The sequence below is a fragment of the Arthrobacter sp. zg-Y1116 genome (genome assembly GCF_024385485.1).
In the GTDB taxonomy this organism is placed as follows: domain Bacteria; phylum Actinomycetota; class Actinomycetes; order Actinomycetales; family Micrococcaceae; genus Arthrobacter_B.
Window position 1 is genome coordinate 420,497 of the sequence record NZ_JANFLR010000004.1, and the last position, 23,203, is coordinate 443,699.

The following is a 23,203-nucleotide window of genomic DNA, read 5'->3' on the forward strand; positions in this document are numbered from 1 at the left end:
ACCTAGGCTTAAGAACATGATTAATCGAAGTGGATTTGTCCCGGGCAGCACACCGACGGCCTACCTCCCGTCCGCCGAAGGCGCCGGAACCGTCCGGCACAAGGGCAAAGGCTATCCGCCGGCTCCTGAGCCGCTGCCTGTGCCCGTAATGGATAACCACACGCATTTCGACTTTCCGGCCGGCGACATGGCCGGCGACATGGCCGGCGACTTTACGGTTGCCCTCGCCGCTGCCCTTGACGCGGCGGAGGCAGCCGGCGTCCAAGGTGCCGTCCAGGTAGGCACCGATCTCGAGTCTTCCCGCTTCACTGTTTCCGCTGTCGACGCCGATCCGCGCCTGCTGGGTGCGGTGGCCATCCACCCAAACGATGCCCCCGTGCTTGCAGCGGAAGGGACCCTGGAACCGGCGCTGGCCGAGATCGAGGCGCTCGCAGCCCATCCGCGCATCCGGGCAATCGGCGAAACCGGGCTCGATTACTTCCGGACCGGGGAAGACGGCCGGGAACGGCAGCACTACTCATTCCGCCGGCACATCGACATCGCCAAGCGCCTGGGCCTGGCACTCCAGATCCATGACCGCGATGCGCATAACGACGTCGTCCGCCTCCTGAAGGAGGAAGGCGCCCCCGACACGGTGGTTTTCCATTGTTTCTCCGGGGACCGCGAGCTGGCCCGTACCTGCAACGAAAACGGCTGGTACATGTCGTTCTCCGGCACCGTGACCTTCAAGAATTCGCACGACCTCCACGAGGCCCTCTCGATCGCGGACCGGAACCTGCTGCTGGTTGAAACGGATGCTCCGTTCCTGACTCCCCACCCGCACCGCGGGCGTCCCAACGCCAGCTACATGGTCCCCTATACGGTGCGGTCCATGGCAGACCGCATGGGAGTGGACCTTTCCGAGCTGGGAGCAGGACTGGCCGCGAACACTGTCCGGGCCTACGGCTCCTGGGCCGAGCAGTAGGAACGGCAGTCAGCACGCGTCGAAGCCCGCGCCGCGCCGCGGGCCGCACGACTACCCGGGGACCCCTGTTTGCCCTCACATCACGGTTCGGTTACGGTAGGGAGCAATTAGCCGGGGTCGGGGAAGGCATCCGGACTATCACTGCATGAACACTGCATAACACTGCAACAATTTGCGGGCCCATGCCGCCGAGCGGCTGCACGGACCTGTGATACCGGTCCGCGTCAGTTCGCTGCTGCGGCTGGTTTTTGTTCGCCAAGCCTGTGCCTGGCCGCGTCCCGTTGCCCTGCCCTCCGGCAGGTGCCCCGGAATGCGCACGGCGCTTAAAGTCCCCGTGCCCGGATTCTGTGACCGTTTGGAATCTCGTGGCGAGAACACTTGCAAGGCGTGGGATAAAGCTCGTTGGCCAGGCAACCGTTATGGTGTGCCTGCTGCTAGGCATGGTCGCCTTTGTCGGCGCCAGCAAGTCGGTGGTGTTGACCGTCGACGGCAAGAGCCAGGAGGTGCAGACCTTCGACGCTACCGTTGCGGATGTACTGGCACAGGCCGATGTGACTGTAACCGCCGTTGACCGGGTGACACCGGAGCCAACGGCAGCCTTGGAAGACGGCGCCACCATCGAAGTCCAGCGGGCCCTCGCAGTGGATGTCGTGGTGGACGGCAAGGGGACCACGGTCCACACCACCGGCGAAACCGTCGAGGATCTGGTTTCGGAGCTGCGGGTGGCCACCAACTCCGCCGTCTCCGCCCCGATGGATACCTCGCTGGACGGGCTGGACGGCAGGATTTCGATCTCCACTCCCAAGACGGTGTTCGTCACCGTGGACGGGAAAACCCACGAACACACCACCACAGCGGGAACCGTGCGGGACCTGCTGAAGGAATCAGGGATGCAGCTTGGCACCGGGGACCAGGTTTCGGCTCCGCGCAGCGCCGGCCTGGTTGACGGCATGGGCCTGAAGGTCACGCGTGTTTCGGCCGGCGTTGAGGAGACCGTCACGGAAGCGGTGCCGTTTACCAGCTCCGAGGTTCCCGATGCGGACCTGCTCGAAGGCGAGAAGAAGGTCACCACAGCCGGAGTGGACGGGGAACGTTCCCGTGTCTTCTCGGTCACCCGCGTAGACGGCAAGGAAGTCAGCCGTACCCTCGTGAAGGAAAGCGTGACCAAGGAACCGGTAGCCGAAGCCGTCGCCAAGGGCACCAAGAAGCGCCCGGAGGCGAAGCCTGCCGCCGGTCCGAGGGCCGGCGGCGGCGGTGAGGCACCGGCCTCCGGGACCTGGGCCGCCCTGGCGCAGTGTGAATCCGGCGGCAACTGGCACATCAACAACGGCAACGGTTATTACGGCGGCCTGCAGTTCAGCTCCGGCAGCTGGCTGGGTGCCGGCGGCGGTGCGTACGCTCCTGTTGCCAGTGAAGCCACCCCGGAGCAGCAGATTGCGGTAGCCGAGAAGCTGCGGGCCAACGGCGGATGGGGCCACTGGCCGTCCTGCGCCTCGAAGCTCGGCTTGCTCTAACCCGGGCCCGCCCAACCCCGGCTGCTTCTCACCCGGCCGCCATCTCGTGGGCCAGGGCCGCCGCGTGTGCTGCGCGGTCCTTGGCTCCGGCCGAGCGGAAGCGCTGTTCGCTATCCGCCAGATAGACGGAACCGGCGTCGGGCATGCCGGTCCGCGCCAAGGCCAGGCCGAGGTGGAGGGCCAGTTCGCCCGAGTCCTGGGGTGAGAGCTCGCCCCGGTGGGCGTACACGTCCGAGAGCATCCACACAGCCCGCGCATGGTCGCCGTTGAGGTCCAGCCAGATTCCCCGGCTGTGGTCTGCTTCCAGCCGCTCGGGACCATGCAGTCCGACCACCGACATGGCCGCCTCGGCATGCTCGATGCAGGTCAGGGTCTCCCTGTCGTGGATGCCCGCCCCGAGCCGGATGGCAGCGGTGGCGTTATTGAAGCGGGCCCACAGCTCGACGTCGACGCCCGGCTCCAGGAGGTCCGCAGCAGTACGGTGGTGCATTAGCCCGGTGGAGATGTCCCCGCGGCGAAAGGCCACAGTGCCCACCGCCCAGCGGGCCTTACCCTCGATTTGCCGGCCAACCCCCGTCTCCAGCAGGGGAAGCACCAGGGTGCGGCAGTAGGTCCATGCCTCGTCGAGCCCGCCCGCCTCGGCCAGCGCGGTGACCAGCGCTCCGCACGCGTCAAGGAAGGCAGCCGCACCGACCCTGGCTTCCTGCACCCGCGCAACGGCGCTGCGGGCATGGGTCACGGCCGAACCCAGTTCCCCGGTGCCCAGGTAGGCGGTGGCGAGCAGTGTTTCCGCCTGTGCCCGGAGGCCGGGGTACTCCGCCGCCAGGGGATGGCGGGCCAGCAGGGACGCCTTCGCGATGCAGTCCCGGTAGGCGTGCGTGGTGCAAAGACAGTGGGCTGCCAGATAGGTCATATCCCACCAGGACTGCGGATGCCCCTCAGCCAGCGCCGCACCCGCGGCGGCATCCGCCAGTGAGCATGCCGCTCCGTAGTCGCGCTCATCCAGCGCCTGCCGGGCGGAAAGTTCCAGGAACAGGGCCGTTTGTTTCCCTGTCCGGCCCGGGGCGGCGCCTGAGTCCAGCCGGTCGGAGAGCAGGCTGACCGCACCCGGAACGGGTTCCCTCCGCCCGGCTTCCAAAAGCGAGATCTCACGGGGCCGAAAAGCACCGTGTCCTAGCTGGGCCTGCGTCAGGTTTCGCTCCTGCCGCGCCGAGCGCAGCTTTCCACCGAATGATTTGCCCATCGTCGATACCGCCGATCTCCGGGGTGCGGCACACTGTTACCGGTGCCGGCAATGCGCTCGATGCTACCGGTGGAGACCAGTCGTCGGCAGGGCATTCCGTGCTTATGGAACGCAAAACGGCGAACTCGATTCCGGCACCTTCGAAGCGCGCCACCCGGGCGTGGGAAGACCTCCGGGGAGTGGACCGGACGGCTGCACCGGCGTACCCTCGGCGGCGGCAGCCACGCCCGCTCGGCTAGTATTACTGGGTGAGAGAATCCGAACCTGCCCCCCGAACACCAGTTCCCGCACTCCTTGGTGCCTCGGATATCCGGGCGCTGGCAGAAGAACTCGGAGTCCGCCCCACTAAGAGCCTCGGCCAGAACTTCGTTATTGACGGAAACACCATCCGCCGGATTGTGGCTGCGGCGGACATCGCTCCAGGGGAGACCGTGCTGGAGGTCGGCCCCGGCCTCGGGTCCCTGACGCTCGGGCTCCTCGACGCAGCCGAGTCGGTGGTGGCTGTGGAGATCGATCCCGTCCTGGCCGGAAAGCTTCCGTCCACGGTGGGGCAGCGGCGCCCGGAAGCGGCCGGCCGGCTGCACGTTGTGCTTGGCGACGGCATGCGGATCACCGAGCTGCCCAAGGAACCGACCGCGCTGGTAGCGAACCTGCCCTATAACGTGGCCGTCCCGGTGGTGCTGCACCTGCTGGAGCATTTCCCGTCCCTGCAGCACGGCCTGGTCATGGTCCAGGACGAAGTGGCGGACCGGATGGCAGCCAAGCCCGGCTCCAAGACCTATGGGGTGCCCTCGGTGAAAGCCGCCTGGTATGCGCAGATGCGCAAGGCCGGCGTCATCGGCATGAACGTCTTCTGGCCGGCGCCCAAGATCGCCTCCGGCCTGGTCGGGTTTGTCCGGCACGAACCGCCGCAGACGCGAGCAACCCGTGAAGAGGTCTTCGCAGTTATTGACGCTGCCTTTGCGCAGCGGCGCAAGACCCTGCGCGCCGCCCTGGCCGGATGGGCCGGCAGCCCCGCCGAAGCGGAAAAGGCACTGCGTGCTGCAGGAGTGGATCCCAGCGCCCGCGGCGAGGTCCTGGACATCACGGCATTTGCCCGGATCGCCGAGGCACGGAAGCCGCTCATTGCCTGAGGGAAAGGAAACCGAAGAGATGGCCGCACCGCGCTCCGTCACTGTCCGGACCCCCGGCAAGATCAATGTGTCCCTGAAGGTGGGACCGCTGCGTCCGGACGGCTACCACAGCGTTGCCAGCGTCTACCTTGCGGTGTCCCTCTTCGAGGAGGTCACGGCCACGGCGCTGGAAACCGACGAGATCCGGTTGACGCTCAGCGATCCCGACGGCCGCCTTCCGCAGGGAGGCATACCCCTGGACGGGGACAACCTGGCCGCACGTGCCGCCCGGGCAGTGGCTTCCCGGATTGGCAGGGAGCATCCCGGCGTCCACCTGCACATCACCAAGCGGGTGCCGGTGGCAGGCGGAATGGGAGGCGGCTCTGCGGACGCCGCCGCCGCGCTTCTCGCCTGCAATGAGCTGTGGAACGCGGGCCTGTCTCAGGCTGAGTTGGCCGGCCTGGCTGCCGGGCTCGGGGCCGATGTACCGTTTGCCCTGCTCGGCGGTGCTGCTGCCGGGCTCGGCGTGGGGGACCGGCTCACCCCGGTGCCGGCACCGCACCGGCTGCACTGGGTCCTCGTCCCGGCACCTTACGGGCTTTCCACCCCGCAGGTCTATGCCGCCGTCGACCGACTCCGCACGGGAACCGACGTCGCCGAGCCCACCGAAGCGGACCCCGTGATCCTCGACGCCCTCGCCGCCGGGAACACTGCCGCACTGGCGGGCGTTCTAGTCAATGACCTGCAGCCGGCGGCCTTGGAACTTGCCCCCGAACTGGGGACCGTTCTTGAGGCGGGGATCCGGCTCGGCGCCCTCGCCGGCATGGTTTCCGGTTCCGGCCCCACCCTGGCTTTCCTGGCCGCGGATGAAGCAGCTGCGTCCGCCCTGGCCGCCGCGCTGCGCACCGAAGGCCACTCGGCCCTGGCCGTTTACGGGCCGGCCGACGGCGCCGTCACGGCTGCCGACACCACCGCACCTCAGACGCACAGAAAGTAGTACCGATTGGCACACCTGCTTGGTGCTGAAAACCTCAGCATTTCCTTTGGCACGCGCACCATCCTGGACGGCGTTTCGCTCGGCCTCGAGGAAGGCGACCGGATCGGCATGGTCGGCCGCAACGGCGACGGCAAGTCGACCCTGATGAGCCTGCTGGCCGAACGGCAGACGCCCGACGACGGCCGCGTGACCCGCCGCCGCGATGTCACCGTGGGCTACCTGGACCAGACGGACGTACTGGACGGGGACCTGACCGTCGGCCAGGCGATCGTCGGCGACGCCGCGGACTACGAATGGGCGTCCAACGCGCGGATCCGCGACGTGATGAGCGGCCTGGTGCAGGAAGTGGACTGGAACGCGCAGGTCTCCTCCCTGTCCGGCGGGCAGAAGCGCCGCGTGGCGCTGGCCAAGCTGCTCACCGGCGACGACGACGTCATCATGCTGGACGAGCCCACCAACCACCTCGACGTCGAAGGCGTGGCCTGGCTGGCCCGGCACCTGAAGCAGCGCTGGCGCCCCTCCGACGGCGGCCTGCTGGTAGTCACCCACGACCGCTGGTTCCTGGACGAAATCTGCACCCGGACCTGGGAAGTCCATGACGCGATGGTGGATCCGTTCGACGGCGGGTACGCCGCCTACGTGCTGGCCCGCGCCGAGCGTGACCGGATGGCCTCCGTGGTGGAAGGCAAGCGCCAGCAGCTGGTCAAGAAGGAACTGGCCTGGCTGCGGCGCGGCGCCCCGGCCCGGACCGCCAAGCCCAAGTTCCGCATCGAGGCCGCGAACAACCTGATTGCGGACGTCCCCGAACCCCGCGACACGCTGTCCCTGAACAAGATGGCCACCGCCCGCCTGGGCAAGGACGTCCTGGACCTGGAGAACGTCTCCCTGACGCTCGGGGACACCGACCTGTTCCGCAACATCACCCTGCGCCTGGCCCCGGGGGAGCGGCTGGGCCTGGTGGGTGTCAACGGCGCCGGCAAGACCACCCTGCTGCGCCTGCTCAACGGCGACATTGAGCCTACGTCCGGCCGGCTGAAGCGCGGCAAGACGGTCCAGACCGCCGTGCTGTCGCAGGAGGTCCGGGAACTGGATGAGGTCGCGGACCAGCGCGTCATTGAAGTCATTGAAAACGAGAAGCGCGTCTTCAACGTGGGCGGCCGCGAGTTGTCCGCCGGCCAGCTCGTGGAGCAGCTGGGCTTCAGCGCCCAGCGCCAGTGGACACCGGTGCGCGAGCTTTCCGGCGGCGAACGGCGCCGGCTGCAGCTGCTGCGCCTGCTGGTGGGTGAACCGAATGTGTTGATGCTCGACGAGCCGACCAATGACCTGGACACCGACACGCTGGCTGCCGTCGAGGACGTGCTGGACGGGTGGCCCGGCACGCTCGTGGTGGTCTCCCACGACCGGTACCTGCTGGAACGGGTCACCGACCACCAGATGGCGCTCCTCGGCGACGGCAAGCTGCGCGGACTGCCCGGCGGCGTGGACCAGTACCTGGAACTGCGCGGCGAAGCCCTGGCCGCCAACTCGTCTGCGTCCACCGCTGCCCGCGGCTCCTCCCAGGCGGCCCGCGCCGCTGCGGCCGGCGCCACGCGTCCCGGCGGCACGTCCGCGGCTGCTCCAGCCGGCGCCCGGGGCGGAACGACGACGGCGCTGGCCGGCTCCGGTGCATCCGAAGCTGAAAAGCGGGCGGCCAAGAAGGACCTCACCCGGATCGAGCGGCAGCTGAGCAAGCTCACCGCACAGGCCGAAAAAATCAACGCCCAGATGAACGACGCCACCCAGAAGCCCGGCGGCGCGGACTTTGAACTCATCGGCGAGCTCAATGCCAAGCTGCAGGCCGTTGCGGCCGAGCAGGAGGAGTTGGAAATGGAGTGGCTCGAGGCTTCGGAGATCCTCGAGTAGCCGCAAGGTGCGGGCGGCGCATCCTGGGCCGGCTCACATGGTGTCTGCCGTGGCACTGAGCGGTCCGCGCATCGCCCGCCGCGCCGTCATCGCGGCGACCGGCAGCGTCGTCAGCGCAACGGCGGCGCAGAGGGCACCGGCTATAGCCAGGGGCAGCGGGGCGAGCGGACTGGCGCCTACGACCACGGCGGTGGGCAGGACTGCGGCGCACGCAGCGATGACGGCGATGGCGATGCCGACGGCGGCGCACACGGCGGTCTCGGTAATCAGCAGCCTGCGGACCTGGGCGCGGGTCGCGCCGGTCAGGCGCAGCATGGCCAGCTCGCGGCGACGGCCCAGGGTGGAGACGGCAACGGTGTTGGTGACGGCAACCATCGCGTAGGCCAGCACAACCAGCAGCAGCAGGCCGTTGATGAGTGCGTTGATGTTGAGGCCCTCCTGCAGGGACGCCTCCAACGCGCCGCGGTCCCCGACCCGCAGTGAGGGATGGCCGTTCAGCGCACCTTCCACGGCAGGGGCCACGGCCTCCGCGGCGGTGCCGTCGCTGGCGCTGACCAGCAGCGCCGCGGGTGCCCGGTCGCTCGTGTGGGCTGTGAGGAGCTCGACGGGCAGCAGGAGGTTTTCGTAGCCCGGCAGGTCCTCGTAGGCGGCGGCGACACGAAGTTCTGCGCCGTCGCCGTCACCGAACCGGAAGCCGATGGTGTCTCCTATGTCCACGCCGAGGGCAGCCGCGGTATCGACGGGCAGTGCGACGGAGGCGCCGGTCAGATCAGCGAAGTCGCCGGCCACGAGCCGGTTGCTCAGCACCTCCTGCGCCTGGGCGCCGTCGAGCCCGCGCACCGGCCAGTGCCGGTCGCGGTGCGAGGCGTCGTAGGGGCGTTCGATCCAGCCCCCGGACGTCACAAACGGGGTGGCCGCGTCCACCTCGGGCAGGGCGGCGATTTCGTCTGCGCGTTCGGCAGCGGCGCCGGCCGCGCCGGTCACGACGGCGTCGGCCGTGATGGTCTCGACCTGGGCGTCGGCGGCAGCTGCGGTGAGCATGGATGAGGACACGAGATTGCCGGCGCCGATTCCGAAGACCAGTGCGGCGGCCCCGGTGACGGTTGAGAGGGCCGCCGCCCGGGCGCGGATACTCGTCCCGGCGAGCCCGGCGACGCCGTGCCGGTGGTCGCCCATCACCGGCCGGAGCACGGCGACACCCAGGCGCAGGTAGGCCGGGGCGAGAAGCGCGGCGGAAATGGTGCCGGCAAGCACGGCAGGACCGGCTGTGGCGGAGACCAGGGCGGGCGGCATCAGGAAGGTGAGCACGGCGAGGGCGACGGCGCCAAGCCCGAACAGGATTCCTGCCAGCCACCGGATAATGCCGATCCGGGCAGGGGGAAGTTCAGCTTCGCGCATCGCGTCGATTGGCCGGGAGCAGCGGGCCGTCCGGGCGGCCAGGCCGGCGGCCAGCCAGATCACCAGCCCGGTTACGGCTGCGGCGGCGGCCAGCGGGACCGGCCCGGAGCTCAGCTCGAGTCCCTTGGGGAGGGCGCCGCCGGCCTGCATCCCCAGGTGCAGGAGGTAGGCCAGCGGAATGCCCGGGACGAGGCCGAGCAGGGCGCCGAGAAGTCCCGCGGCCATGACTTCGCCGACGACGAGTGCACGGACCTGGCGTCCGGTTGCGCCGGTGGCGCGCAGGAGGCTGATCTCGCGGCTGCGCTGGCGTACGGACAGGGCGACGACTCCGGAGATGACGGTCGCCAGCACCGTCAGGACGATGCCTCCGGTTACCGCCCCGACAACGATGGCGGGAATGCGGGCCGCCGACACTGCCGGATCCTCGGCGGCGCCGCGGCCATCACCGGCCAGCACCCGCACGTCCGCGAGCTCCGCTTGCAGCGCCGCGCGGACGACGGACAGATCGGCATCCGGAGCCAGCACCACGCCCAATGCGTCCAGCGGGTTCCCAGCGGCTTCTTCGCTGAAGAACACGGTCGCCGGATCCTCCGGTCCGCCGATAACGGCGGCGGTCCGGACGCTGAGGGTCCGTCCCTCCATGGTCAGGAGCAGGTCTTCGTCCTCACCCGCCGCCAGGGCGTCCGCGGCGGCGGCGGTGAGCACCACCTCGCCGGCGGCGGGACCTGCGGCCGGAACAGGGTCGATGCCGCTGACGGCGACGGATGGCCAGTTCTGCGCCGTGAGCGGCAGGGCCCGCGCCGCGCTCCGGGCGAAGGAATCGAGGAACATGACGGGCACAATCTGTGCCACGCCGTCGATTCCGTCCGCCGCCGCAGCTGCTGAGGCTGACAGCCGGTGCCGCTCGGGCAACGGGCGGAGATCGGTGGTTTGTTCGCCGTCCCGGTTGAGCATCGTATAGCTGGGATCACCGATGACCACCAGGTCGGCCGCGCCGATGCGCTCAGCCGGCGCCGAAAGCCGGATGCCGGTCTCGATCATCGCGCCGCACATCACGATGAGCGCGGAACCGAGGCCCGCTGAAACCACGATGGCGAGCAGGGCAGCGGTGCGGTGCCGCAGGCCTTCAAGGATCAGCGTCAGCATGACGCCTCACCGTCCGTGGCCGGTGACGGGCAGGCGGGAAAGGGCGGAGGCGATTTCCCCGGCTGATCCGTGCCCGCGCTGTTCTTCGATCCGGCCGTCGAAGAGGAAGATCACCGAATCGGCGTAGGACGCCGCAACGGGGTCATGGGTGGTCATCAGGATGGTCTGTCCCTGCCGGTGCACTGCCTCCCGCAGCAGGTCGAAGACGCCGGCGGCAGTTCGGGAATCCAGGGCTCCGGAGGGCTCGTCCGCAAAGAGGACCTCCGAATTGGCTGCCAGGGCCCGGGCGATGGCCACTCGCTGCTGCTGCCCGCCGGAGAGCTCACCCGGGCGGTGGCCGGACCGGTCGGAAAGCCCGACCAGGGCCAACGCGTCCTCGGCCAGCCGCCGGACCGGTCGGCGTCCTGCCAGGACGGCGGGGAGCTCAACGTTCTGTGCGGCCGTCAGGGCGGGCATCAAATTGAACGATTGGAAGACGAAGGCCACCCGCTCCCGGCGCAGTCGGGTGAGGGCATCCTCGGAGAGGCCGCTGAGGTCATGGCCAACCAGAATGGCCCGCCCGGTGGTCGGGGTGTCAAGACCCGCCGCGCAGTGCAGCAGGGTGCTTTTGCCGGATCCGGAAGGCCCCATGACGGCGGTGAAGGATCCCTTGGGCAGCTCCAAGTCCGTCTCGTGCAGGGCGGTGACGGCTCCCGCACCGGAGCCGTAGGTCTTAGACACCCGCTCCAGGACCACCGGAGCCGTTGGCGCCCGTGCCGGGGTACTGATGGCTGCTCTGTTCATCGTTCGGCCTCCTTTGTGCCTGCCATGAACAGTTAGGACTGTACACGGATGGCGGGCATGCGTGAAGGGGCTGCACGAAGGTTTCCGGTGTGCCGCCGTTCAGGATTTCCGGGGGCCGGCGTCGTGGCGGGGGAGTCGGCGGAGTCCGTTGAGGATGGCCTCCAGTCCGAACTCGAAGTCCTCATCCGCTCCGGCCGCAGCCTGACGGAAGTGGCCGTCCGAGATGAGGGCGGACACGCGGGGGAGCCGAGCCGAAAAACGATGGACGCCGATGCGGTCCACCAGCGCCTCGGGATCTGCGGAGCTGCCTTCCCGGGCGACGTCGCGCTCTGCTCCCGCACGGGCACGCACGTAGCCGTCGAGGAGGCCTGCGGCTTGGAGCGCCTGCCGCCCGCTCATGCCGCTCGGCTCCAGGCGCTCCAGGAGATTGTCCAGCCAAGCGAGCGCATTGGGTGCGAACGGTATGCGGATCCGCAGGTCAGTGAGCCAGGGGTGCCGCTCGTATCGCTGGCGCAGGGCCCGGCACCAGGCCGCGGCCGCCGATGCCCAGTCTTCCCCGGGACCGATGCCCGCCGGGGCGCCGAGAGCCTGGTCATGGACGATGACGTCGAGGTCATCCCGGGAATCCACGTATCGGTACAGTGCATTGGCCGTCACCCCCAGCCGTTCGGCGATCCGTCCCAGCGAAAGGGCTTCAGCTCCGTCGGTGTCGGCCAGCGAAATCGCCGACGCCGCGATGCCCGCAATGCTGAGCATTGCCTTGGGCCCCGGCCTGGTCTGCGGCTTGTCCTGCCCCCAGGCCTGGAGCACGCCCCTCGGCAGCGTGCCCTGCGGGTCCGTCTTCTCTACCATGCGTTCAGTCTACGACAACCGTATATGCTACGAACTGTTCGGGGGTCTCACGCTAAGGAGGTGGGCCAAGGACGGGACAATACTCTCGGAACCCGCTGCCTCCGGGGGGCTTCTAGGCCGAGAGCAGTTGGGGGAGGATGTGGTCGCGCAGCAGGGGAGAGAGGTCCTTGCGTGCGGCGGCTGCCGCCGGCTGCAGCCAGAGGAGCTCCTCAATTTCCGCCGCGGCCTCGGGCATCGGCGCTCCGGCCGGCAGGTCCAGGCTGAACAGCCCGGCGTCAATGAAGGTGTCCTCCTCGTTTGCCGCCGGTCCGTACCAGCGGCCCTCGGATCCGAGCTCCTCCGGAGCCACGTCGAGCCCCAGCTCCTCGCCCACCTCGCGGGCCGCCGCCTCCGCAAAGGTTTCGCCGGGTTCCAGTTTGCCGCCCGGCTGCATGAAACGGGAGGTACCGCGCTTGCGCACCAGCAGGATGCGTCCGGTGTCGTCGGTGACCAGGACCGCGGAGAGCCGCAGGACCGTCGGGGACTGCCCGTCGTAGCCGCCCTCCGGTAAAACGGCGCCCGCGGGCATGTGGGAGAGCCGGGGATCCTTCTGCAGGCCCGCCAGTCCGTTCCAGGAAAGGTTTACCAGGTGTGCTGCCACGGCGGCCTTGTCCGGGGTCCGTGTGTCCAGCCACCACTGGCCGGTCATGGCGACCATGCCCACCAGCATCTGTGCGTACATCCCTCCCACCTCGGCGCTCAGGCCGCGGCTGCCGAACTCCTTTGACAGGATGTGTTCCACATGGCGGGTGATCCGGGACAACAGGGTGGAGAATGTCCCCTCCGGCTGCGACGGCGGGGAGTCCCGGGTGAGGATCCGGAAGCCGTCCGTGTGGTTCTCGATGAAGTCCAGTAAGGCGTACGCGGCCCGTTCGAGGAGCACCCGGGGGCCGGCGTCGGCGCTGAGCGACTCGGTCATCACTTCCAGCAGGCGGCGGAACTCAATGTCAACAACCTCCGTGTAGAGGCCTTCCTTGGATCCGAAATGCTCGTAGACCACAGGTTTCGACACGCCCGCTGCAGCGGCAATCTCCTCGATGGTTGCACCGTCGAGGCCGCGCAGGGCAAACAGCCCGCGTGCCACCTCGATCAGCTGGGCGCGGCGCTGGACGCCGGTCATACGCAGGCGTGTGCCGCCGGCGGAAGTCTTTACCACCGGACCAGTGTACCCACGCGCCCCTGCCACCTCGGCGCCAACACAGCGGGCGGGGACTCAACTCGCGCACCCAACGGCTCCCGTGGCAGACTAAACTCTTGTGTGCGTGGCTAGCCAGGCAGACGATCCGCCCTGGTGTAATGGCAGCACCCCGGCCTTTGGAGCCGTGGAGTATAGGTTCGAATCCTATGGGCGGAACGCTGCGCGACGCCCCAGGAGAATCCTTTCCGGGGATCGGCCGCGCTTCGACAAAGACCGGCCGTACCACCGAGGAGCGCCATTTTCGTGACCACCAACGATGTCCGAACCAATGAGGCCTCCGCCGGCGCTTTGTCCGCGGTGATTGTGCTCGCAGCCGGCGCCGGAACCCGGATGAAGTCCCGGACCCCGAAAATCCTGCATCCCGTGGGCGGCATCTCGATGCTCGGCCATGCACTCGCCGCAGCCTCCGAGCTGCACCCCCGTTTCCTGGCCGTCGTGGTGCGCCACGAGCGGGACCTGGTCGCCGGACATGTCGCCGAACAGGCCCCCGGGGCCGTCATCGTCGACCAGGATGCGGTTCCCGGCACCGGCCGCGCGGTCCAGGTGGCGCTCTCTGCCTTGGACGCCGTCGCCCGGCTCGACGGCACCGTTGTAGTCACCTACGCGGATACCCCGCTGCTTGAGGCGCAGACACTTCGCAGCTTGGTGGCCGTGCATGAAACGGACGGCAACGCGGTGACCGTGCTGACCGCGCGGCTTACGGACCCGACGGGCTACGGACGGGTCCTGCGGGCAGCAGACGGGACAGTGACCGGAATCGTCGAGCACAAGGATGCCACTGACGAGCAGCGTGCCGTAAACGAGATCAACTCCGGCATCTATGCCTTCGATGCCGCGGTGCTCCGCAGTGCGCTCGAATCGGTGACCACCTCCAACTCGCAGGGGGAGATGTACCTGACCGACGTCCTGGGCATCGCCCGCGCGGCGGGCGGACGCATCAGCGCCGTTGTCACCGACGACACCTGGCAGGTGGAGGGCGCCAATGACCGTGTCCAGCTCGCTGCCCTCAACGCAGAACACAACCGCCGCAACCTGGATCGGTGGATGCGCGCGGGTGTCACGGTCGTTGATCCGGCCACCACCTGGATCGACTCGACAGTGACCCTCGCGGAAGATGTCACGGTGCTTCCGGGCACGCAGCTGCACGGTTCCACCAGCGTCGCCCGGGACGCCGTCGTCGGGCCGGATACCACGCTGACCAACGTGTCCGTGGGCGAGGGAGCTTCGGTGGTGCGGACCCACGGCAGCGATGCCGTACTGGGTGCCGGAACCAGCGTGGGACCGTTCGCGTACCTGCGCCCCGGAACAGTGCTGGGCGCCAAGGGCAAGATCGGAACCTTCGTGGAGACCAAGAACGCCGAGATCGGCGCCGGATCCAAGGTTCCCCACCTTTCCTATGTGGGGGATGCCACCATCGGCGAGCAGTCGAACATCGGTGCAGCCTCGGTTTTCGTGAACTACGACGGCGTAAACAAGCACCATACGACCATCGGTTCGCATGTGCGCATGGGCAGCGACAACATGTATGTGGCACCCGTCACGGTGGGCGACGGAGCGTACAGTGGAGCCGGAACGGTGATCCGCAAGGATGTCCCCGCCGGTGCCCTGGCAATCAATGTGGCGCCACAGCGCAACCTCGACGGCTGGGTGCTGGATAAGCGCCCCGGTACCGCCGCCGCCGACGCTGCGGCCGCCGCAGCTTCAGCCATCAGCACTTCTTCCTCCGAAACTGATTCCCCCACGCGAGAAAGCGATCATTAATGAGCAGCGAGATCACCGCACAAGGTGAAAAGAAGCTTGTCCTTGCCACTGGCCGGGCACACCCGGAGCTGGCGGAGGAGATTGCACGCTGTCTTGACACGGACCTGCTGCCGCTGGCGTCCTATGACTTCGCGAACGGTGAGATCTACGTCCGTCCCGGCGAGAGTGTCCGCGGTACCGATGCCTTCGTGATCCAGGCGCATCCGGCACCGATGAATAACTGGCTGATGGAACAGCTGATCACCGTGGATGCGTTGAAGCGGGCCTCCGCCAAGCGCATCACCGTGGTTTCCCCGTTCTACCCGTACGCCCGTCAGGACAAGAAGGGCCGCGGCCGCGAGCCCATCTCGGCGCGCCTGATCGCCGACCTGTACAAGACGGCCGGCGCGGACCGCATCATGAGCGTGGACCTGCACACCTCCCAGATCCAGGGCTTCTTCGACGGCCCCGTGGACCACCTGATGGCCATCCCGCTGCTGGCCGATTACATCCGCACCCGCGTGGATGTTTCCAATGTGACCGTCGTGTCTCCGGACACCGGCCGCGTCCGCGTTGCCGAGCAGTGGGCCGAGCGCCTGGGCGGCGCACCGCTGGCCTTCGTGCACAAGAGCCGCGACCTCACCGTCCCGAACCAGGCCGTGTCCAAGCAGGTCGTGGGCCAGATTGAAGGCCGCACCTGCGTGCTGATCGATGACATGATCGACACCGGCGGCACCATTGCCGGTGCCGTCCGCGTGCTCAAGGAAGCCGGAGCCAAGGACGTCATCATCGCCGCCACGCACGCCGTGTTCTCCGACCCGGCCGCCCGGACCCTGGCTGAATCGGGTGCCCGCGAGATAGTTGTCACCAACACCCTGCCCATCCCGGCCGCCAAGCGTTTCGACCAGCTGACCGTCCTCTCGATTGCCCCGCTGATCGCCCGGGCCATCAAGGAAGTCTTCGAGGACGGATCCGTCACGAGTCTCTTCGACGGCAAGGCCTAGGCGCTTACGGCACCCTGCTTACCCAACCGCCCGCCCGGGCCGCGCCTCACGGCCGTTCGGGCGGGCGGACTTGTGCTGGTAGCATGGAGACCGATGCCTAGGCGAGGGAGCGGCCCGGAGAACTCCGGACGAACTCCGTTATCGACGGTGGCTGGCAACTTCTGATCGTACAAAGGACCGTTATCCGGTCCGTACGGTGCACTGTTCCGAAACCGGCGCCTGAGGCAACCACGGAACACCACTTACAGGAGTAGCAATGTCTGAGCAGAAGCTCGCAGGAACCGCCCGCACCGAGTTCGGCAAGGGTGCCGCCCGCAAGGCCCGCGCCGCCGGCCAGATCCCGGCCGTCATCTACGGCCACGGCGCCGATGTCATGCACATCCTGCTGCCGGCCAAGGCCACCACGCTGGCCGTCCGCACCTCCAACGCCCTGCTGGAAATCGACGTCGACGGCGAGTCCCACCTGGCCCTCGCGCGTGACATCCAGCGCGATCCGATCAAGCAGATCATCGAGCACATCGACCTGCTGACCGTCCGCAAGGGCGAAAAGGTCGAGGTAGAGGTCAACGTCCACGTTGAAGGCGAACTGGAAGCAGGCGACTCCGTCTACAACCAGGAAGCCAACACCGTCCTGGTTGCCGCCGACGCCACCGACCTGCCGGAAACCATCGTGGTGAGCATCGAAGGCCGCAAGGCCGGCGAGCACATCTACGCCTCCGACCTGATCCTGCCTGCCGGCGTCGAGCTGCTGCTCGATCCCGAGACCATGATCATCAACATCTCCGAGTCCGCCGTGCAGGACCTGGGTGTTCCGTCCGACGAGCAGGTTGCCGTTGCAGCTGCTGAAGTCGGCGCCGAGGCGTAACCCACTTCCGGGGTCTGCTCCCGGTAACGGAGCCGTCCGGTTCTTAGCGAAGGAGCAGTACCCGCAGTGAACAGCAACACCTGGCTTGTAGCCGGGCTCGGCAACCCCGGGCCCGGCTACAGCCGTAACCGGCACAATATCGGTCAGATGGTCCTCGACGAGCTGGCCTCCCGGATGGGCGGAAAGTTCAAGACCCACCGGTCGCACGCCTCCATTGTCGAAGGACGCCTCGGGATCGGCGGACCGCGCGTAGTGCTGGCCAAACCGCTGACCTATATGAACCTCTCCGGCGGCCCGGTTTCCTCCCTGGCACGGTTCTTCGATATCGACCCCGGACACGTGGTGGCCGTGCATGACGAGATCGACATCCCTTTCAACACCGTTAAGCTCAAGCTCGGCGGAGGAGAAGGCGGACACAACGGTCTCCGGGACATCAGCAAGGCCCTGGGCACCAAGGACTACCTCCGTGTGAGGGTAGGCGTCGGCCGACCGCCCGGGCGCATGGATACCGCGGATTACGTGCTCAAGGATTTTTCCGGTACCGAGGCCAAGGAGCTTCCGTTCCTCGTCGGCGACGCCGCCGATGCCGTGGAGCTGCTCCTGTCCGAGGGCCTTACCACCGCTCAGCAGAAGTTTCACGCCACAGGCGCCTGACGTCACAGCTAGGTAGCGGCGGGGCAGATTGGAGTAGTTTTCCAGCGTCCCGAATGCCGGGTGACCATTGTTTCGGTTCGGTGACCGGGCCTAAAATGGAATCAGCCTCAAGGGCTCCCAAAGCGGGGCCGACGTCGGGAGGCCTCCGAGACTGGGCCACCCCCATCCCGGCGTCGGTCCCTTATTCATCCCGCTTTCGCCCCGGTCTTGTTCCCCCCAGTCTGACCGCCCTAGTCTGACAGTTAGCCTCGGTCTGTTATCCATGGCCCAGGTACGCACCTGCTCGACGCGCTCAGCGCGGTCGCGTCTAAATGCATGTTTTTGTATCTAGACGCCGCCCACATACGCGCGTATGCTCCATCCCACTGAGCAGTTGCTACCGATAGCCGCGGCATCCGGAGTCCGGATCCGTGCAGGCGTTGTGGGGGGCGTGGGCTGGCTGATGGAAAGTGTTTCACTTGTCGCCGGGCTAATCGGGCGAACTGAGCTTCTTGACGACCTGTGCTCGGCACTTACTGCCGGCGGTGCCGGAGCCGTTATCCTCGGTCAGCCCGGTGCCGGGAAAACTGCCGTGCTGCACGCAGTGGCGGACCGCCTCCGGGCAGACTTCCATATCATTCCGGTCCGCGGTACGGCCATCGCCGCCGGGACTCCTTACGGAGCCTTGGCCTATCTCATCAGCGGCCTGCCCGAAGGCGCGGAGCGGGATCCGCTTCAGCTGCTGCAGGAACTTAGCCGCTCCTTTGACGCCGAAGCACGGGAAAACCGCGTGCTGGTTACGGTGGACAACGCGGATCGGCTGGATCGATTTTCCATCATGGTGCTGTCCCAGTTGCTGCGGCGGGGAAAGATTGCCGTGCTGGCGGCGGCGTCCCTCGACTGGGAAGCAGACCATGAGCTGGTGGGCCTCTGGAGCGAAGGCCTGCTGGAACGGGTCGACCTTGAACTGCTTACCGAGCGGGAGACCCGCCAGCTTATGCAGGAATTGCTCGGCGGTCCCGTTTCCTCCCTTGCCGCGGGCACAATGTGGAAGGAAACAGCGGGCAGCCCCCGGCTCATCCGGCTCATGACAGCTGCACAGGAGCGATCCGGGACCCTGGTGCGTCGGGAAGCGGTATGGGTCCGGACCGCTCCCTTTGTCCGCACCGGCGAGGTCAGCGAGGTTTTCGACACCGTGCTGGACCGGCTGGGTGCACACGAACGCCGGCTGGTCGAGGTCCTGGCGCTGTGCGTCAGCCTGCCTCTGTCCATCGTCCTGGAACTGGTACCGGCAGCCGCCGTCGAGGCACTCGAAGAGCAGCAGATCATCTCTGTTGGCGGCAACCCGCCGTCAGTGCGGCTCGGCGGCGGAAATCCGGGGTCGGTAATAGCGGCGAGCATGGCGCCCGGCCGGAGGCGGGAACTGTGGGAAGACATGGGAGTCCGGCTTGACCCTGCGGACATGGACGGCGAGGAACTGACCGGGTTCCTGGGCTGGGCGTTGTCCTGCGGGGAGGAGATCGGTCCGGGGGAGGCCCTCTTGGCCGCACGTGTGGCCAACGACCGTGCGGATGCAGCGGCCGCGCTCCGGTTTGTCCGGGCGGCGGCCTCGAAAACGCCCGGCCAGGAGATGGTTCTTGAAGAGGTCCGCGCCCTGCACAGTGTGGGCCATCTCGACAAGGCACTCCGCGTCTTGCGTGAAGCCGAGCCCCGCCTGGCCTCGGAGAAGCGCTCCAGCTTCGTGCCGTTGATGCTGCTTTACAGCTATACCCTGGCCCGTGTTCCCGGATCGGGAGACCCGCAACAGGCGCTTGCCGCGATAGAGGAGTCATGCCCGGCCGAAGGGGAACCACCAGAGCTTGAAGCGGCACTGGTCATGGCCCGCAGCGCACTGGCTGCGGACGGGGGGCGCCTTCCGCTGGTCCCGGAGCGGCTCGCCAGCCTTAGGGAGGACGGAAAACTGGGGCAGGCCACTCGGATGCAGGCAGCAGCGTTGTCCGCCCATGTCCTCGCCCTGGCCGGCCGGACCGATGAAGCACTGCACATCCTCGACCAGCTGGGGCCGCCGGAGAATTACGCGGTCAATGGCGGGAACGCCGGGGAAGCCTGCACCCGCATATTCGATACCTATGTCCTTTCAGGCGAGCTGGACCGGGCTGCAGATTTCGTCAAGGCCTTCGACGCGATCGGGGTCCGCCCCTCCTACCAGGGCAGCGCAGGTGAACTGGCCGTGGCCATCCTGGCTGCCTGGCAAGGACAGGAGGGCATGGCCCGGGATGCGCTAACCGGTGCTATCGGGCAGCTCCGCGTCCATGACCCGCAAGACATGCTTCCCCTTGCCCGAACCCTTACGGCCTATATCCATCGTGAGCGGCGCCCGGAAGCCGCCGAACTGCTTCGGCAGGCAGGCATCGGCAGGCAACATCCCAGCTACTTCCGGGGGTTCCTCCTCCGCTATTTCTCCATCCTGGCCGACGGCGCCGATGACGGAATCCGCGGCGGGCGCCTGCGCGCCGAAGCTGCGTCCGCGCACGCGGCAGGGTACGCGGCACCGGCGCTGCTGTTCCTGTCTGCAGCTGTTCGGGCCGGTGACAAGGACGCTGCCGCCGATGTGATCAGGGTGTCCAAGGAGGTGAGCGGAAGGTTCAGCGAACGGATGGCGGACTTCGCTGCCGGTTTGCTCAACGATGATCCGGCCCGGCTGGTCGCTGCGGCAAGGGGTTTCCTCGACTGCGGGCAGTACCTGCTCGCACGGGATGCCGCCAGGGCTGTCGAGCACAGCCTGGCAGAATGCAGCGCAGACGAGCGGAAAAGACTGGCCAAAACTGCCCGTGAAGTGGCAAATGCGAGCATGCGCCGCATGGAGCATTCCGGCGGCCGCGCAGAAACGCTGGCAGAACTGAGTGAATTCGAGGCAGATCTTGCGCATCGGGCGGTTACGATGGCCACCACCACGCAGATAGCCAGGGAACTGAACCTGTCTCCCCGAACCATCGAGTGGCACCTGGGAAAGATTTTCGCGAAGCTCCACGTCTCCGGCCGCATTGAGCTGTCCGAGATCCTGGCCTAGGGACCGACGGGGGGGGATGGAATGCACGGGTTGAACGCACGGTCGCTGACGGGCCGGGACACCGTCCTTGCCTCCGTGCTGCAGAGCCTGCGCCGCCCCGCGGGCCACGGTGCCGCCGTGGCGGCGGAAGCCGGGCTTGGCAAAACCGCCCTGGCAACGGCTGTCGTCCAGGAGATGCAGGCCGAGATGCCCGTTTACTGGGTGTACTCCAGCCCTGCCCTGAAGTCCGTGCCGTACGGTGCACTGGCTGCGCTCCTGCCTGACCTGGCGCAAGGGCAGACGGGGTCTGCCCTTGCGGTGATGCGTGCCCTGATGGCCCGCATCATTCCCCAGGCACCCGCGGGGGGAGCACCCGCGGACCAGCCGGGTGCGGCACCGTTGGTGGTAGTTGACGACGCGCACGATATTGACGTCCCCAGCTTCGACCTACTCGTCCAACTCCTTGACGCCCGCCACATCAGGCTGCTCGTCCTCACCCGGTCCTTCCGGGACATTTCGGGCGTGCTGCCGCACATGTGGGACGGTCAGGTAACCCGCCACCACCTCCTGCCGCTGGACGAACTGGACGTCCTTCAGCTGTGCCAGCAGGAGCTCCAAGGCCAGGTCAGCACCACGGCCGCGGTTGAGCTGGCCCGTCTCACCGGAGGAAATCCCATGTACCTGCTCGCCTTCCTTGACGAGGCGGTGCGCAGCGGTTTCCTGGTCCAGCGGCAGGGGATCTGGGGAACGACGGAAAGCGAGACGCCCGTCGGCGGACGCGTGGGAGACCTCGTCAAGGCCCAGATCCGGGGTCTGGACCCGGAGGACCGCACGGCGCTGGAGATCATTTCGCTTGCTGAACCGCTGCCGCTGCGGCTTGCGTTCCGGCTGGGACTGCATGCCTCCGTGGACCGTCTTGCGGATTTCCTCCTGGTGGTGGTTTCAGGTGCGTCCGACGCCGGGCAGGTTGTGCGTCCGCTGCATCCGATCTATGGAGAAGTTGTCCGGGGGATGGTTCCGGCTGCCCGCAGTGCACGCCTGCTTAAACAGCTGCAAGCCGTGCTGGCAGGCGTGGACATCGGGGAGGAAGGGCAACTCCACCTTGTCTCGTGGTCCTTGGCACTCGGGGTGCAGGTCCCGGAGCAGGAGCTGTTGTATGCCGCGGAAACGGCAAACAACCGATCCGATCCCCGGCTGGCGCTGAGGGCTGCCGCTGCTGTCGGAAGAGGGGTGCTGCGCATACCGGCACGCATACAGGAGGCGCGCGCACTGCTGCTGCTCGGCGAAGCGGGCCAGGCGGCGGCAACGTTGGAGGGGACACTCGAGCAGGCACCGGACCTGCGCACCGTGAAGCAGTCGATGATGGTGCACGTCCAGCTGGCGCAGCAGTCCACAACCGGGACCGGCTGGGAGGTTCCCCTGGCCAGCCAGTGGAACCGCGCAATAGACCGCTTGTCCGGGAGCCAGCCGGCGCAGGCGGTTGAGGCGGCCCGCTGCGGGGCGCACATGCTCCGTCTTCTGTCCCGGGTTTGGGCGGGCGAATACGCCCAAACAGAACTGGAACTGGCGGAGGTACTCCGCAAGGCACGTGAAAGCGCAGACACCGAGGCAATCCTTTTTGCCGAAGCGATAACGGCCGAGGTCCACGTGGCGACGGGCCGGGCCCAAACCGCGCTTGAACACAGTACGACTGCCATGGAACTGTTACGGGAAGCCACTGCCGGTTCAAAGCTCTTTGGTCCGTTTATCCTGCACCGGCATCTCACCGCGCTGCTCTGGCTTGGGGAATGGGAACAACTGCAGCGGTCCGTTGCCTCCGCGGATTCACCCGTTCAGCGCGCGCTGCTGCATTCCGGCGGTGTCGCGGATTTTGCGATGGGCATGAGCCACCTGCGTTCCAATGCCCTGCACGAGGCCGTGAAGGATTTTTCCGCTGCAGTCCAAGCGTCGACCGGCAACGATCCCGAAGGAATCCTTCCGCTGTCCCTGGCGATGGGTTCCTTTGCCGCTGCGAGCCTTGGGCAACGGGAAGTTGCCGGACGGCTGCTTGCCGCTGCGGGAAGGACTCCGCCGCGGGGACCGGAGCAATACCGGCTTTTGGCCGAGGGTATTCTCGCCGGGGGACGGTTTGCGCTGGACGCCGACGGCTCCTACCTGCAAAAGCTTCGCGACACCGCCGCTGCGGCGCAGGAGCGTTCCTTCACAGCGGTGGAGTTCACGCTGCGCCACCTGTCCATGCGTCTGGGCGACTTTTCCGAGGCCGGCCGCCTGCTGAAGGTGACGGAGGGATTCGAGGGACCGCAGGCTCTGGTCATGAACCGGGTGACCCGAGCCGTCCTGGACCAGGACAGCGCTGCGTTGGTGGCACTGGCCTCGGACCCGGAGCCGGAACTTGACCTGCAGCTGGCCCGGCAATGCCTGCTCGAAGCCCAGCGGCTGGCCCGCAGGAACAACGACCGTGCCTTGTTGAACCGGATCCATCGGCTGACCGGACGGCACGGCGGCGGGAACCGCAGCATGCTTCCGGAGTTGACCCGGCGGGAGCGCGATGTTGCTGCGCTGGTCGCCGCCGGACAGCGCAACGCCGAAATAGCCAGCGCGCTGAACCTCTCCGTCCGAACAGTCGAAGGGCATATCTACCGCACGTACGAAAAACTGGGGATCAGCCGCCGGGAAGAACTGAGGGAACGGTTTCCCCTGCTTGACCGCCCCTCCGGAGGTTGGAACCGGCCCGCTCCGGCCGAGTAATTTCCGCCGGGAACAC

General features: G+C 67.5%; 16 protein-coding genes, 1 tRNA gene and 1 pseudogene. 12 read left to right on the top strand and 6 right to left on the bottom strand.

Annotated elements, in window-relative coordinates:
* Positions 1 to 16 precede the first annotated feature (16 nt).
* The gene (locus NNX34_RS13400) at positions 17 to 964 is read left to right on the top strand and encodes a TatD family hydrolase (RefSeq protein ID WP_255767011.1); all 948 of its coding nucleotides are present in this window, start codon (positions 17 to 19) and stop codon (positions 962 to 964) included.
* 419 nt (positions 965 to 1,383) lie between these two features.
* The gene (locus NNX34_RS13405) at positions 1,384 to 2,478 is read left to right on the top strand and encodes a resuscitation-promoting factor (protein ID WP_304659967.1); all 1,095 of its coding nucleotides are present in this window, start codon (positions 1,384 to 1,386) and stop codon (positions 2,476 to 2,478) included.
* A 28-nt stretch (positions 2,479 to 2,506) separates the two neighbouring features.
* Here the strand turns inward: NNX34_RS13405 and NNX34_RS13415 are convergent, their stop codons facing one another.
* On the bottom strand, positions 2,507 to 3,721 hold the full coding sequence (locus NNX34_RS13415) for a helix-turn-helix transcriptional regulator (protein WP_255767012.1): 1,215 nt from the start codon (positions 3,719 to 3,721) through the stop codon (positions 2,507 to 2,509).
* 248 nt (positions 3,722 to 3,969) lie between these two features.
* Between NNX34_RS13415 and rsmA the strand changes: the two genes are divergently transcribed.
* From rsmA to NNX34_RS13430, 3 genes are read left to right on the top strand one after another with little or no spacing between them, the layout of a single operon-like run.
* Positions 3,970 to 4,854 carry a 16S rRNA (adenine(1518)-N(6)/adenine(1519)-N(6))-dimethyltransferase RsmA gene (rsmA, locus tag NNX34_RS13420; RefSeq protein WP_255767013.1) on the top strand — a complete coding sequence of 295 codons (885 nt, stop codon included), beginning with the start codon at positions 3,970 to 3,972 and terminating at the stop codon, positions 4,852 to 4,854.
* 19 nt (positions 4,855 to 4,873) lie between these two features.
* Positions 4,874 to 5,830 (top strand): 4-(cytidine 5'-diphospho)-2-C-methyl-D-erythritol kinase, encoded by a 957-nt coding sequence (locus NNX34_RS13425; protein WP_255767264.1) that lies wholly within the window; start codon positions 4,874 to 4,876, stop codon positions 5,828 to 5,830.
* A gap of 6 nt (positions 5,831 to 5,836) precedes the next feature.
* Positions 5,837 to 7,732: an ABC-F family ATP-binding cassette domain-containing protein gene (locus NNX34_RS13430; protein WP_255767014.1), complete on the top strand. Its 1,896-nt coding sequence runs from the start codon at positions 5,837 to 5,839 to the stop codon at positions 7,730 to 7,732.
* 33 nt (positions 7,733 to 7,765) lie between these two features.
* Here NNX34_RS13430 and NNX34_RS13435 read toward each other — a convergent pair whose 3' ends face one another.
* The 5 genes and pseudogenes from NNX34_RS13435 to NNX34_RS13455 all read right to left on the bottom strand — a co-directional run.
* On the bottom strand, positions 7,766 to 10,276 hold the full coding sequence (locus NNX34_RS13435) for an FtsX-like permease family protein (RefSeq protein ID WP_255767015.1): 2,511 nt from the start codon (positions 10,274 to 10,276) through the stop codon (positions 7,766 to 7,768).
* A gap of 6 nt (positions 10,277 to 10,282) precedes the next feature.
* Positions 10,283 to 11,059 carry an ABC transporter ATP-binding protein gene (locus tag NNX34_RS13440; protein WP_255767017.1) on the bottom strand — a complete coding sequence of 259 codons (777 nt, stop codon included), beginning with the start codon at positions 11,057 to 11,059 and terminating at the stop codon, positions 10,283 to 10,285.
* Between the two features lie 99 nt (positions 11,060 to 11,158).
* Positions 11,159 to 11,911 carry a TetR/AcrR family transcriptional regulator gene (locus tag NNX34_RS13445; protein ID WP_255767018.1) on the bottom strand — a complete coding sequence of 251 codons (753 nt, stop codon included), beginning with the start codon at positions 11,909 to 11,911 and terminating at the stop codon, positions 11,159 to 11,161.
* A 112-nt stretch (positions 11,912 to 12,023) separates the two neighbouring features.
* On the bottom strand, positions 12,024 to 12,479 hold the full coding sequence (locus NNX34_RS13450; RefSeq protein ID WP_255767265.1) for an NUDIX domain-containing protein: 456 nt from the start codon (positions 12,477 to 12,479) through the stop codon (positions 12,024 to 12,026).
* Positions 12,480 to 12,485: 6 nt separating this feature from the next.
* A pseudogene (locus NNX34_RS13455) lies at positions 12,486 to 13,070 on the bottom strand (TetR/AcrR family transcriptional regulator); the annotation flags it as partial.
* A gap of 162 nt (positions 13,071 to 13,232) precedes the next feature.
* Between NNX34_RS13455 and NNX34_RS13460 the strand changes: the two are divergent.
* The 7 genes from NNX34_RS13460 (at position 13,233) to NNX34_RS13490 (ending at position 23,187) form a co-directional block, all read left to right on the top strand.
* Positions 13,233 to 13,304 (top strand) — tRNA-Gln (locus NNX34_RS13460).
* An 87-nt stretch (positions 13,305 to 13,391) separates the two neighbouring features.
* Entirely contained in the window at positions 13,392 to 14,909 is a 1,518-nt protein-coding gene (gene glmU / locus NNX34_RS13465) for a bifunctional UDP-N-acetylglucosamine diphosphorylase/glucosamine-1-phosphate N-acetyltransferase GlmU (protein ID WP_255767019.1), read from the top strand.
* Positions 14,909 to 15,892: a ribose-phosphate diphosphokinase gene (locus tag NNX34_RS13470; protein ID WP_255767020.1), complete on the top strand. Its 984-nt coding sequence runs from the start codon at positions 14,909 to 14,911 to the stop codon at positions 15,890 to 15,892. Before glmU ends, NNX34_RS13470 begins: the two co-directional genes overlap by 1 nt.
* A gap of 256 nt (positions 15,893 to 16,148) precedes the next feature.
* Positions 16,149 to 16,757 (top strand): 50S ribosomal protein L25/general stress protein Ctc, encoded by a 609-nt coding sequence (locus NNX34_RS13475; RefSeq protein ID WP_255767021.1) that lies wholly within the window; start codon positions 16,149 to 16,151, stop codon positions 16,755 to 16,757.
* Positions 16,758 to 16,823: 66 nt separating this feature from the next.
* Positions 16,824 to 17,411 (top strand): aminoacyl-tRNA hydrolase, encoded by a 588-nt coding sequence (gene pth / locus NNX34_RS13480; RefSeq protein ID WP_255767022.1) that lies wholly within the window; start codon positions 16,824 to 16,826, stop codon positions 17,409 to 17,411.
* Positions 17,412 to 17,853: 442 nt separating this feature from the next.
* A complete protein-coding gene (locus NNX34_RS13485; RefSeq protein WP_255767023.1) occupies positions 17,854 to 20,460 on the top strand; it encodes an AAA family ATPase in 2,607 nt (868 codons plus the stop codon).
* 30 nt (positions 20,461 to 20,490) lie between these two features.
* On the top strand, positions 20,491 to 23,187 hold the full coding sequence (locus NNX34_RS13490) for a LuxR family transcriptional regulator (RefSeq protein WP_255767024.1): 2,697 nt from the start codon (positions 20,491 to 20,493) through the stop codon (positions 23,185 to 23,187).
* The last annotated feature ends 16 nt before the right edge of the window (positions 23,188 to 23,203 follow it).

Coding starts and splice junctions, on each gene's coding strand:
- NNX34_RS13400 (WP_255767011.1), top strand. CDS start 17: ATGATTAATCGAAGTGGATTTGTCCCGGGCAGCACACCGACGGCCTAC.
- NNX34_RS13405 (WP_304659967.1), top strand. CDS start 1,384: ATGGTGTGCCTGCTGCTAGGCATGGTCGCCTTTGTCGGCGCCAGCAAG.
- NNX34_RS13415 (WP_255767012.1), bottom strand. CDS start 3,721: ATGGGCAAATCATTCGGTGGAAAGCTGCGCTCGGCGCGGCAGGAGCGA.
- NNX34_RS13425 (WP_255767264.1), top strand. CDS start 4,874: ATGGCCGCACCGCGCTCCGTCACTGTCCGGACCCCCGGCAAGATCAAT.
- NNX34_RS13435 (WP_255767015.1), bottom strand. CDS start 10,276: ATGCTGACGCTGATCCTTGAAGGCCTGCGGCACCGCACCGCTGCCCTG.
- NNX34_RS13440 (WP_255767017.1), bottom strand. CDS start 11,059: ATGAACAGAGCAGCCATCAGTACCCCGGCACGGGCGCCAACGGCTCCG.
- NNX34_RS13445 (WP_255767018.1), bottom strand. CDS start 11,911: ATGGTAGAGAAGACGGACCCGCAGGGCACGCTGCCGAGGGGCGTGCTC.
- NNX34_RS13450 (WP_255767265.1), bottom strand. CDS start 12,479: ATGCCCGCGGGCGCCGTTTTACCGGAGGGCGGCTACGACGGGCAGTCC.
- NNX34_RS13470 (WP_255767020.1), top strand. CDS start 14,909: ATGAGCAGCGAGATCACCGCACAAGGTGAAAAGAAGCTTGTCCTTGCC.
- NNX34_RS13475 (WP_255767021.1), top strand. CDS start 16,149: ATGTCTGAGCAGAAGCTCGCAGGAACCGCCCGCACCGAGTTCGGCAAG.
- NNX34_RS13485 (WP_255767023.1), top strand. CDS start 17,854: ATGGAAAGTGTTTCACTTGTCGCCGGGCTAATCGGGCGAACTGAGCTT.